General features: G+C 46.7%; 14 protein-coding genes. 4 read left to right on the forward strand and 10 right to left on the reverse strand.

The window, feature by feature from the left end; genetic code table 11:
• Complete coding sequence (locus tag BMX44_RS17155; RefSeq protein WP_281246229.1) at positions 1-177, forward strand: aquaporin; 177 nt, start codon at positions 1-3, stop codon at positions 175-177.
• Positions 178-338: 161 nt separating this feature from the next.
• Here BMX44_RS17155 and BMX44_RS01325 read toward each other — a convergent pair whose 3' ends face one another.
• From BMX44_RS01325 to BMX44_RS01355, 7 genes are all read right to left on the reverse strand, one after another.
• The gene (locus tag BMX44_RS01325) at positions 339-1,061 is read right to left on the reverse strand and encodes a hypothetical protein (protein WP_090627191.1); all 723 of its coding nucleotides are present in this window, start codon (positions 1,059-1,061) and stop codon (positions 339-341) included.
• A gap of 183 nt (positions 1,062-1,244) precedes the next feature.
• Complete coding sequence (locus tag BMX44_RS01330; protein ID WP_090627193.1) at positions 1,245-2,723, reverse strand: Ni/Fe hydrogenase subunit alpha; 1,479 nt, start codon at positions 2,721-2,723, stop codon at positions 1,245-1,247.
• Between the two features lie 9 nt (positions 2,724-2,732).
• Complete coding sequence (locus BMX44_RS01335; protein ID WP_483869857.1) at positions 2,733-3,275, reverse strand: NADH-quinone oxidoreductase subunit B family protein; 543 nt, start codon at positions 3,273-3,275, stop codon at positions 2,733-2,735.
• The gene (locus tag BMX44_RS01340) at positions 3,268-4,023 is read right to left on the reverse strand and encodes a 2Fe-2S iron-sulfur cluster-binding protein (protein WP_090627270.1); all 756 of its coding nucleotides are present in this window, start codon (positions 4,021-4,023) and stop codon (positions 3,268-3,270) included. The genes BMX44_RS01335 and BMX44_RS01340 overlap by 8 nt, the downstream gene beginning before the upstream one ends.
• 4 nt (positions 4,024-4,027) lie before the next feature.
• Positions 4,028-5,794 carry an NAD(P)H-dependent oxidoreductase subunit E gene (locus tag BMX44_RS01345; protein ID WP_090627272.1) on the reverse strand — a complete coding sequence of 589 codons (1,767 nt, stop codon included), beginning with the start codon at positions 5,792-5,794 and terminating at the stop codon, positions 4,028-4,030.
• Positions 5,795-5,850: 56 nt separating this feature from the next.
• A complete protein-coding gene (locus BMX44_RS01350) occupies positions 5,851-6,519 on the reverse strand; it encodes a DUF1614 domain-containing protein (RefSeq protein ID WP_090627196.1) in 669 nt (222 codons plus the stop codon).
• Between the two features lie 111 nt (positions 6,520-6,630).
• Positions 6,631-7,101, reverse strand: coding sequence for an MEKHLA domain-containing protein (locus BMX44_RS01355; RefSeq protein WP_218143898.1), 471 nt, complete (start codon positions 7,099-7,101; stop codon positions 6,631-6,633).
• 102 nt (positions 7,102-7,203) lie between these two features.
• On the opposite strand from BMX44_RS01355, the gene BMX44_RS01360 reads away from it, so the two are divergent.
• Together BMX44_RS01360 and BMX44_RS01365 are read left to right on the forward strand one after the other, a co-directional pair.
• Positions 7,204-8,070: an HDOD domain-containing protein gene (locus BMX44_RS01360; RefSeq protein ID WP_090627200.1), complete on the forward strand. Its 867-nt coding sequence runs from the start codon at positions 7,204-7,206 to the stop codon at positions 8,068-8,070.
• 991 nt (positions 8,071-9,061) lie between these two features.
• The gene (locus tag BMX44_RS01365) at positions 9,062-9,481 is read left to right on the forward strand and encodes a PGPGW domain-containing protein (RefSeq protein WP_090627202.1); all 420 of its coding nucleotides are present in this window, start codon (positions 9,062-9,064) and stop codon (positions 9,479-9,481) included.
• 19 nt (positions 9,482-9,500) lie between these two features.
• On the opposite strand, the gene BMX44_RS01370 is transcribed toward BMX44_RS01365, so the two are convergent.
• From BMX44_RS01370 to BMX44_RS01380, 3 genes are all read right to left on the reverse strand, one after another.
• The gene (locus BMX44_RS01370) at positions 9,501-9,995 is read right to left on the reverse strand and encodes a DUF2165 family protein (protein ID WP_090627203.1); all 495 of its coding nucleotides are present in this window, start codon (positions 9,993-9,995) and stop codon (positions 9,501-9,503) included.
• Between the two features lie 131 nt (positions 9,996-10,126).
• Positions 10,127-11,017 (reverse strand): Tim44 domain-containing protein, encoded by an 891-nt coding sequence (locus tag BMX44_RS01375; RefSeq protein ID WP_090627205.1) that lies wholly within the window; start codon positions 11,015-11,017, stop codon positions 10,127-10,129.
• A 114-nt stretch (positions 11,018-11,131) separates the two neighbouring features.
• Complete coding sequence (locus BMX44_RS01380; protein WP_143056862.1) at positions 11,132-11,557, reverse strand: DUF3293 domain-containing protein; 426 nt, start codon at positions 11,555-11,557, stop codon at positions 11,132-11,134.
• Positions 11,558-11,797: 240 nt separating this feature from the next.
• Between BMX44_RS01380 and BMX44_RS17160 the strand changes: the two genes are divergently transcribed.
• Positions 11,798-11,949: methane monooxygenase/ammonia monooxygenase subunit C (locus tag BMX44_RS17160; RefSeq protein WP_281246230.1), on the forward strand; the 152-nt coding region annotated here is incomplete at its 3' end.

Genomic DNA, 11,949 nt, shown 5'->3' on the forward strand with positions numbered 1-11,949 from the left:
TTGGGCGGACCTACCGGATTCGCTGCCAACCCCGCCCGCGATCTGGGGCCACGCATCATGCATGCAATACTTCCAATACCGAATAAACGTGACAGCAACCGGGGTTACACGTATGTCCCAGTCGTCGGGGGTATCCTCGGAGGATTTTTAGCCACCGTTGTGTGCAGCATTTTATAACCAAAAAATTTCCCTAACCGGTACGGGATACGCGAACCTCATGCCGACTTGCCTACCGATGCATTATCAACGCCATGTAAAACCGATCCAGAGCACGCAAGACAAAGCGCGACAATAAATATTCAACGATTTCATCTGTAAATTTAATACAGGCGTACGCACTACTTATTGCCACATACCCCTCTCTCTACAGGTGCACGTAGACAATATTTCTTTGCTACTGAAGTTACTACATCGAAAAACCAGTCTAAAGAATCCGGATGCACCACTACTTTATCAATCATACCACTTAAGAGTATTGGTAGTTTGTAGCCATAGGGCGTTCTTTTTGCTGGCTTATAACGAGAATAAGTATCCAGACTTATCCTGACCTCTTGCTCAAACGAAAAGTGGCGACGTTTTCTAAAAAAACAGTCTTCATACTTTAGTACTCCTGAAACTTCATCCGCGTTGTTATAAGTTACATCTTTAAAGATAAGCGAATGCCCGCATAATACACTTGGATTTACATTGCTTGCGATACCATCGACTGTTGTTTGAATAGCAACAGCATTTTTATCCTTCCCATATATTTCCCACATCACCATGTTTTCCTGAAGATTATGATGCCAGCAACTTATAAAAGTGTTTTTAATTAAATATTCTTGAAAATCATTAGCATCCTTTACGGGAGAATTATCGTTGTCATCAAAATCTTGATAGGCTTTGTTTATGCTCTCTTGCATTTCGACAGGAAAACGTCCTTCATGCTTATCGAAAACAGTATCCGCTCTCGCCAGCCAAATTGCATTCTGTTCCAACATGGAGATGAATTTTGCAACATCCATATACCGCCATAATATTGCCTTTCCATCCAAGTCTTCTGGCTTTAAATTCAATATCATAATATTCTTTTTAGATCTATGTTAGTTTATTTCAATTTATTCATTGATCTTTTCAACTGTCGCTGCTAATCAAAATCAAATACTTTCCAGCTTACTGTGCAAGATGATAAATATTGAATGAGAGGCTATTTCCCCAAACAAACCTATTCCTTCAGAAACTTAACTTATTACAAAAAAAATGTTTTAATTTCCACCACCTCCCTGCTTCACCAGCCGGTGAACCAGCGTCCCGGTCGCATCCAACAGTTCCACCTGCAGCGGCATTTTGCCGAGGGCGTGTGTTGCACACGACAGGCAGGGGTCGTAAGCGCGTACGGCAACTTCCAGGTGGTTGAGCAGCGCTTCGGTGATTTCGCGTCCGTCGAGGTAACGGTTGGCCACACTGCGGATGGATTCATTCATGGCCTGGTTGTTGCTGGTGGTGGAGACAATTAGATTTGCTTTGGTGATGATGCCTTCGTCGTTAACGGTATAGTCATGGAACAGCGTGCCTCTGGGGGCTTCGATAACACCGATGCCCTGCTGACGCCTGTCGCCCTTTTCGGCAGTCAGGTCTGTGCCGGTAATTTCGTTCTCGTGTAGCAGGCGCTGGATCGACTCGGCGCAGTGCAATACTTCGATCATGCGCGCCCAGTGGTACGCAAGCGTATTATGTACCGGCCCTTCCCCACCAAACGCCTTGAAGCGTCTGCGCGCAGCTTCGGCAAGTGGGGTCGTGATAGCGTCGCAGTTATTAACGCGAGCGAGCGGACCGACCCGATACCAGCCTCGCTCGTTGCCAAGTTGCTGCAGATAAGGAAATTTCATGTAACTCCAAGCGCGCACCTCCTCGCGCAGTATCTGCCGGTAGTCGCAGTAGTCCTGATGGTCAAAAATCGGCGTGCCACCGGAATCGCACGCACGCAACCCGCCATGATAAAATTCCAGCGCTCCCGTATTGTCAACAAGACTCAGATAATTCGAATGGAACATGGCAAAATCCGCCTGCTCCGGGTGCTCAGTATGAATTTGCTCGTTCAACCGCAGCGCGTTCTCGCTCCACTCCAATATATCCTCAATATCCGCCAGTAATGCATCGCGCCAGGTTTGCGACAGCTGCCTGTTCATGCCGCCAGGCAGTGTACCGGTACCGTGAATACGCTTGCCAGTAATTGCCTCGATAATCTGCTGGCCGTACTTACGCATCTTGATGCCCTGCATGGCAATGTCGGGGTATTTTTCAAGCACGCCCGCTATATTGCGGCGCATCGGATCGCTTCCGAAACCGAACAGAAAATCCGGCGACGACAGATGAAAAAAATGCAGTGCATGCGATTGCAGGATCTGGCCGAAATGTAACAACCGACGCAGTTTTGTCGCTGTTGGCGTCAGCTGTTCAATGCCCGCGAGCTGGTCAACCGCTTTGGCCGCTGCGAGCTGGTGACTGACCGGACAGATACCGCATAAGCGCTGCACGAAAAATGGCACTTCCCAGTAAGGCCGTCCCTGGATAAATTTCTCAAAACCGCGGAATTCGACGATATGCAGGCGTGCTTCCTGTATGTGGTTATCACTGTCGAGCATCAGCGTAATTTTGCCATGCCCCTCAATGCGTGTGATCGGATCAATCGCGATGCGCCGCGTGCCGGTAGCTGCAGATTCTGTTGATTTGCTGTCCGTCATAAGGTTGCCTCAGTCGTAATGCAGCTGGTCTGTTGCCAGCCGTGGTTTCTGGCCATCGAGCAACGGTACCAGCATTTGCAAAAATGCATCAGCGGAGGGTGGACAACCGGGCAGGAAATAATCAATTTTAACCACTTCCTGTACGGGATAAACTTTGTCCAGCAAAAGTGGCAGTTCCATATCACTCGGAATCTGCGGATTAGTTACGCCCGTTCCATTGAGATACACTTCTTCAAGGCATTCGCGCAAATCAAAATAATTGCGCATTGCCGGTACGCCGCCGGTAATTGCACAGGCTCCCACAGCGATCAGAATGGCGCAGCTGGCACGGAATTCACGCAGCACCCGCACATTGTCCGCATTGCATACACCGCCTTCGATCAAACCAATATCGCTCGGACTGCATTGTTTAATATCTGTGAACGGAGACCGGTTGAATTCGATCCGGTCATTCAACAGCACCAGTTTCTCATCGATATCCAGAAATGACATATGGCAACCAAAACACCCGGCCAGCGATGTCGTGGCGATTTTGATTTTACGTTCAGCCACGATCAACCTCCTTTTCGGGCACATGTTCCGTCAATGCCGTGTCGCTGATTGATCGCCTATCGTAAATACGTTCACCGACCGGCGAATCAAAACTCCGCTCCCTGATCAGAATGGCGCCGACCGGGCAGATTTTTGCCGCCAGATCATTCTCTTCAATATTGCTGTCACCCAATTTTCCTGATGCGGTATTGACTACCAGGCGGGCATGAATACCGCGTCCTGCGATAGCGAATACATTTTTTTTGTCGATATCACGGCTGGCGCGAACACATAAATCACATAAAATGCAACGATCCCTGTCCAGCAAAACAGTCGAATGCGATGCGTCGATTTCCCGGCGCGGATTGAACTGATGAAAGTGTTCTTCGAGCATGCCAAGATAATAGCCCATTGCCTGTAATCGGCAGTTGCCCGATTTTTCGCAGGACGGACAGATGTGATTTCCCTCGACAAACAACATTTGCGTGATCGCCAGCCGGGCAGCATTCAGTTCCGGCGTGTTGCTGCTGACCTGTTGGCCGGACTGCGCCTGAGTGACGCACGCCGCAACCGACTCGCCGTTCATTTCAACCATGCACAACCGGCAATTGCCCGCGGGCGTCAGCCCCGGATAGTGACACAGGTGCGGGATATGAATTTTAGCAGCCAACGCCGCATCCATGATTGTCTGTCCGGCATCAAACGGAACCGTTTCACCATCTATCGTGATGCTATTTGCATCAATCGCTTTATTGGATTCATATGTCATAGGCTTAATCCAGGTGAGCATCCGCATCGTCGCGGTGCGTGATCTGCCGCGCGGTTTCCAGCGCTGCTTCCAGATCAATCTGCGGTGAAAACGCTTGCCGCATGATACGTTCCTCAAATAAATCTGGAAACTGTTTCAGACTGTCAAGCATATGATTGGCTGCGGTATGCCCCAGACCGCAGTGCGAATAGCGCATAATCAAGCTGCTTAACCGTTTGATTTCATCGATATCCGCCGCTACCGCACGCCCGTCGACGATTTTTTGTAAACTGCCTTCCATCAGGCGAGTACCTACCCGACAGGGGGTACAGAAACCACAGCTCTCATGCGCGAAAAAACGCGCGAAGTTCTGATTCACCGCCAGCAGATCGCGATTCTCTCCGAATACCAGGAACGAACCGCCGGTCGACACATCCTCAAAACTGATCCGCCGGCGAAAATCTCTGCGCGCCACAAGCGTTCCGGCAGGCCCGCCGATTTGTACCGCTTGCGCGTTGTCTGCACCGCAATCATTCAGAACCTGCTGAATACTGACGCCAAAGGCGTATTCATAAATGCCCGGATTCCGACAATCGCCACTGATACTCAAGATTTTACTGCCGGCAGAGTGCTCCGTTCCACTCATTCTGAAAACGCCACTGCCATGATCGACAATATACGCGGCTGCAATAAAAGTTTCTACATTGTTGACGGCAGTCGGCTGCCCAAGATAGCCACACGTAACCGGAAATGGCGGTCGTATTCGCGGCACGCCCGGTTTGCCTTCAAGCGATTCGATCAGGGCAGACTCCTCTCCGCAAATATACGCTCCTGCGCCGACGACAATTTCAATATCAAAGTCAAAACCGGCATGCCCCAATATTGAACAACCCAGCAGATTATTGTTGTACTGCAACTCCAGCGCTTCCTGCAAATGAGTCAGCAAATACCGGTACTCGCCACGCAGATAAAGGAACCCTTTTCTGGCGCCGATCACTGACGCGCAGATTGCCATGCCCTCAAAAAGCGCACCAGCATGACATTGCAACAAAAAACGATCCTTGAACGTACCGGGTTCGCCCTCATCTGCATTGCAGACGACGTAATGAGTATCGCCTGTCGCTTCTCGGCAGAACCGCCATTTTTTGCCGGTACTAAAACCTGCACCACCGCGTCCGCGCAAGCCGGAATATTCAATCATATCAAGCGTGCGTCCAGGACCGGTGGACAGCGCTTTCGTTAAACTGTTACCCGGTGGACCGACATTGTTCAGCAACATGCCGCCTTGCCGAATAGGATGCGTTATTTGAAACCAGTCCTGCGGCCACTGGCACAACGTCATTTGTTGCTCAACCAAACCAGCTATCCGCACCACTTTCGTTTCATCGAGTCCCACCAGCGGTATACCATTGATGAGCATGGATGCACCGTGATCACACATCCCGATGCAGGATGTTTCACTGATGCTGACACGACCGTCTGCCCGCGTTATTCCAGGATCAACGTTCAGACTTCGACAAAGCATTTTCAACAGGTCGGTTTCACCGGCCTGATATCCGCAGCTTGTACAGTTACTGAGCAGCATATGATACTGCCCAACGGGTTCACGATAAAAAAAGGAATAAAAATCAACGACTGAGGCGACCTGACTGACGGGCATATTGCATTCACCGGCAACCCGAACAATTGTTTCTGACGAAATATGGCGATCTTGTTGCTGCAGTATATACAGTCTGTGCAACAGATGTTGTTTATCGAATATAAGACTGCGCGGCCGGCTTTGATTCTTCATAAGCACCAGCATAACGGTATTCTGGCCTGTAATGCAACAGACAATGCATGTTGCAATCAGGCCAGCAAAACGGCCACGATACCGGTAATAAAAATGCCATCAAAGGTACCAGCCCCGCCAATTGATGCATGGGGCGCGCCTAGTTGCGGAATTTTCTTCAAATGCATTAAATCAGCACCGATGAGCACCCCCAGCGTACCGCTGATGTAGGCCAGCGGAGCGCTTTGATCCGGACTCAAATACAATCCAACCAATGCCGCGCTGACTGGTGCAATCAATACAGGCATACCGATACCCAGTCCCGGAATGGGACGGCTGAAGTAATGGCTGACCGCAGCGATGATGCCGATTCCAGACAGGGTAATCAACATTGTCAGGCCACTATTGACAAAAAGATACATCGAAAGCGCAACCGGAATGAGACACCCTCCCAGGTTTATCGAAATCAGCGTTTCATTATAATAAGGATTAACAGGTATTTTTATAATACTCCAGTGCTTTTCCCGCACTATGTGCGATGGATCAGCTTTACTTTTAATGCGAATTACCGGCAGGTTGACCGCGCTTCCAAACATTGACAGCAGCAGAATGGTCAAACCCATCTCGGGTGGCAGATTCAGTTTTTCGAAAGCAAATGCAAGCAACTCCAACTGAATCAGTATCAGCAGGACTCCGAGCAGGAACAAAAAAAAGATTAAGTGGGGCGGTGAAAACTGGTTTTTCATTAAATCGTCGTTATTTTTATGCTTGAACGCATATTCGGTTTATCCACAATGATACGTATACCCTTAAGCCATGTGTCACGCAAATTCCGGAAACGTTTTTTCTGTTGGTTTTTACAAAAAATGCCATATCGAAAATGTCGCTCCTTGGCCAATCGTAATACCATCAGAATTCAATATGTTCCAGACAATTGCCTGATCAACCAGAAACCGCTTGCCAGTACTTGAAATCCTCACCCCGCGATAATCGGCAATGTAACCGTGCGTTCTGGCCTGCTGCAACACCCTGGCGCGTTCCTCTCGGTTTACGGGCTCTGCGGTCATACGTGAAGGGGTCTTAGTAAACTGGCACCAGTCCATTTCCCACAAATTAAGCGCCGTCTGATTACCGTAATTGAGAATCGGGTCCTCCCGCGCCTGGTGCGATACAACAACAAACGAACAGTTAAACAAATAAGACGCCTGCTCATATGTAGTGCCTTTTCGTGGTATTAGTTCCTTCCCGGTCCAATATGCATAACTGTCTAAAAGATATTGACACCATCGAAGCATTTGCGGACTTTTCCAGTCGGTTTGTGTTGACATCATTCGCTCTATAAAAAACCAGAGAAAAAGTGTAACGTATTTTTTTTAAATGATTCAATCCAATTCCTTTACAATAAGGCAACAATTAATTCAGGGTTATTTATGGATCCGAATGCAATCGTCACACGCGCCAAATCCATCTTCTCGCTGCCCGAGGTCGTATATAAAATCAACGAACTGATAACTTCCGGGAATACCACCAATCAAGAACTTGAACAGACTATCCTCAACGATCCGGTATTAACTGTCAGGCTTCTCAAACTGGCAAACAGCGCCTATTTTGGATTTCCTAAAAAAATTGAAACCGTCTCCTACGCCATTGCTTTAATCGGACACAGAGAACTACGCAATCTTGCACTTGCCTCTACTGTGGCAACTGTATTCAAAGGTATTTCCTCAGACCTGGTCAGTATGGAATCATTCTGGCATCACAGCCTCAGCACCGGCATTATTGCCCGGTTAATGGCTTATGACATCAATTGCCGCGAACGAATATTTATTGCCGGCCTGCTGCATGGAATCGGAAAATTAATTCTGTTCAACCAGTTCCCTGAAAAATCCAGTCAGATACTCAGTATCGGCGAAGCAAATGAGGGTGTTGTTGCAAACGCTGAACGGCAGATTTTTGGATTCACCTCAACGGAATTAAGCGTCGCATTTCTGAAAGAGTGGAATTTACCGGCAAGCATCTGGAAGACGGTCGCCTCTCAAGACGATCCGACCAGTGTCGAACAAATCAATTCTGATCCATACATCCTGCATTTGGCGATACTGATTGCGCGCTATAAACAGAAGCACCGGAACCGTGAGATTAACGCAAACGACATAAAATCCTTATGCAAACCAGAAATTTATGAACGTCTGGGGCTGGATAATGAAATGATAGAATTAATCAATAATGTGGCGGTGCTTCAAATTAATGAAATGCTCAATTGCATTAGACCCGAAACCACTGCTGATAGGGCCTGATTGATTATTATTGAAAATGACTGGGCTGAGCTGCGGATTTGAAGGCGATCCGATCAAGTTACTGAACTGATGCACGGTGGCGGGAGAATGGCGCGATAATATTTTAAGGAAGTTATGCGTATTGTAGGTAGAAACAGCTGGTAACATCTACACGTGAAAGCGAGTACAAGCTGTGGAGATTCTATAAAGTAAAGGTTTTGCCACACTCCTGAAAAATGGAATCAAGCACACAGACATTCGTTTACCGATGGAAACCAATACCTGTGTGCTTTTCTAAACCAATCAATTTACATGTTGTAAATGATCAGTCCAATTACGATAAATGCAACGGTCGTAATACCGATCAGTTTCAGTGTTTGTGAATCTGTTGCTCTGTTAGCATCATTGCTCATAACTTAATCTCCTTATTGAATTGTTGACAATTTTGTCTTAATTTCACCAACTAAAAAAGCCGATAAAAAACCGACTTAACCACTAAACAACCACACAAAAAGCGGGGTCGTGTCCAAAAATACGACAGATTACTCTGCTCCCCCAGTATTTTCTAGCGGTTTTGACAACCGTGTAGCGGCTCCCTATTTCTAATGTAACCTACTGGGTTTATTATTATTTTTAATATAACAACCTTTCTTATTTTTCACAATCAGGCCATTACATTTTAGATTCTAACCTACATTTTTCGACAATGAAAGTTAAGATTGCATTAAACCTTAAAATTTTTGCGGTTTTGTTTGGTTTGCATTGTGTATTGCCTGGTAAATAATTTTTCGCTGTTCTGTTTTTCCAGAAAAATTCTGGTTCAGCAAATCCAGAGCACATGGTTTGAACAAAAGCTTACACAAACATGTCCTAATCGAGTATCTACGGCATGAACTTATTCTGCTATGCTTAACCCGCCAGACTCTGACAGCCTGTCAAAACGTCAGGATTGGCAACTTTGTTCGTATTAAATTGACCACAAACTATATTTCCGGTCATTTTGGAGTAAAAAATGGATAGTTTATTGGCTGCAATTGAGCAATGGATTCCAGTTGATGCCCTTATCCACCTGACGGTTATTTCCCTGATCAGCTTTATCGCCTCACTGGTAATCATACCAATCATTCTGATTCGTCTGCCGTACGATTATTTCGACACCAGCGTGCCCCGCTACTGGATGAAGAATCACCACCCAATTTTACGCATTTTCGGATTAATCGCGAAAAATTTGCTAGGCGGCGCTTTTCTGATAGCGGGATTCATTATGCTGTTTCTGCCTGGTCAAGGCATACTGACAATGCTGATTGGCCTGTCATTTGTGGATTTTCCCAAAAAACGCCTGCTGGAAGCCAGAATTATTGAACAGCCAGTTATTCTGAGAACAATCAATGCCATGCGCCAGAGATACAAAAAGCCACCTTTAACGCTATGACATATTACAAGGCATTCGATTACGCGTTTCTATCATCATCGGGCAACACGACATATATAAGAATGGCAGCTAAAATCATCACCAGACGAAATGCAGCTTGCTGACCATTGGCAACCTGCGATTGCCACATCAAGAACCATTCTCCTCCGATTGCGATAATACCGGTAAACCAGAGTAAAATCCCCAAGGTCAATCCTGAAATTGCAAATCTTTTCGACCGGTTGAACAATGCCAGATTGTGCCTTGCCTTGAATAAATAAAAACCGCCAAAACAGCACAACGCGGCAATTATCGCTTCAATCAATATGATCAAACCATAAACCAGATGGTGCGCCCATGGCGCTTCGATGGCACGCCACATCCCCGTATTGCCGGGAAATGTCGTGTCCATTTTGAGCACATGCGCAACAATCGTGTAATTCGATTCATAATCTGTGACATTATTGAAAACCACCAGCAGTGCAAAAAAGGCCACGGCCCATACCAGTACAACTTTTGACAGTCTCGTGTACATATGCGGCCACTCTTACTGATGTTTTAAAACATACTGAATAAAGATCAGTATAGGCCCATGGGCCCCATGATAGTTTTTCCGGCCCGGGCGGGTTACCAACGCCACGTAACCGGAAATACCATGAAATACTATCAGTCTGTCAAATCGGTATCAGCAACTTGCTGTATCCCTGCCAGCAACCATGCAGCGCCGGATTCCCTGAGATTTTTTTCAACATGCCAGACTTCATCGAAATCCTCCGGGTCGCCATCTGGCAACTCCCGCATTTGTCCGGTAAAGCGCACGCTTGCAATCGCCGAGTCATCATTTGCCTCAACGTCAAGCAGTTTTGCATCGATAAACATGACTTCGGTTTTTTGCGTTACGCCGCCTCGCTCCTGGGTTTGCATACTGATCTCCGCAAACATTTCGGGCGTCGTATATTCCCGTATATCATTGAGATCTCCCGTATCATTTGCTGCTTGCAAACGAATGAAAGACATTTTGGCGTTACGCAAAAATGGCTCGACCTGAAAACCCGGAGGAATATTCGGCCGATTTGCTTGGGCCTGATCACTGTCAACCGATGAAGAACTTCGCGCAGCACCCCATGGCGGCGTTACTGAACTATCCTGCGAAGATGTATTCATACCCGAATACTGCATTCGTTGTGTCGATTCAGCAGTACGTGGCCTGCGCAACATGCGTATGATAAAAAACACCACACCGGCAATCAGAATCAACATGATGATATCGGCCATATTGATCCCTTCGAAGGCACCACCCATAAATAATGCTGCCAACAGACCGCCAGCCGCAAGACCAGCTAGCGCCCCTCCCCACTTACTGCCGCCACCAGCTGGCGTCGCTGGTGATTGCGCCGGCGTTGGTGACTGCTGCTGATTGGGCGTGGATTGCTGGTTTAATGACTGACGCTGTTTACCAAAACTTTTACCGCCACCCATACGCCTCGCTTCCGCGTCAACCGCTATCAGGCTTACAGTAAAAAAGGTTAATATCATGAAGGTAAACATTTTTTTCATAACTGATCTCCCAGTTTATTGCAAAAGTGGTGAGTATAGCATTGGCTTTGATTCTGTAGGCATATCTGATCATCATTCTGTATTAAAACCCAGTGTTCAGGAATTGGTTTAGGTTTATCTAAGTAAATGCAATCGGGGAACAGCATCATTATGGATCCATACTATTGCATTTTGCCGGAACCGCAAGCCAAGCGCGCAAACCGTTTCAAATCTTACGCCTAAAACGCAGAACCCTGTTTCATCGGGCCAGGTTCCAGCTGGATCAAGATTGGTACTTTCGATCAAGCATACCGCACGGCGGTCAAGCGCTCCTTGAAGTGTCACATGCGCCTCCCGATTATTTTGAGCACTTTGTCTTCTGCCTAATGGATTATAAGCTGTAATAATTGCAGCATTTGATACCTGCTTTGCTGTCATCAGCTTGTTCATTGGCGCCGAATACCGGTCAATATGCATAATAAAAGCATCGGTACCCGAACCAACTCTGTAATCGGCAAGACGATATTGCGCGACAAGAATTTCCGGCAGTTTCGACGTCAATTCAACTTGATTCCGATAGTCATTTGTAAAACGATTTATTACATCCCCATCAACGTATTATTTCAAATCTACTGAACTTAATAAATATCGATTTTAAGAACCAGCCCGACAGAATCGGTATAAAAAACCATTTTTTCCTTGAAACTTTTTTTTAAAATAGCCATCATACAAATATGGTTTCTCTAAAGTGAGAAACTTGATGTTTGCAATAACTACACACAAAATAAAGGAGAGATTGCTATGGCAACAACAATGAGAACGAGTGGCGCTGCGAGTGCTGACTACGACATGTCTTTATGGTACGACTCCAAGTACTACAAGATAGGTCTTGGGCTGATGCTTGCGGTAGCGATATTCTGGATCTGGTATCAGCGTACATTTGCGTATTCGCA

This window comes from Nitrosomonas marina (assembly GCF_900110145.1).
Taxonomy (GTDB): domain Bacteria; phylum Pseudomonadota; class Gammaproteobacteria; order Burkholderiales; family Nitrosomonadaceae; genus Nitrosomonas; species Nitrosomonas marina.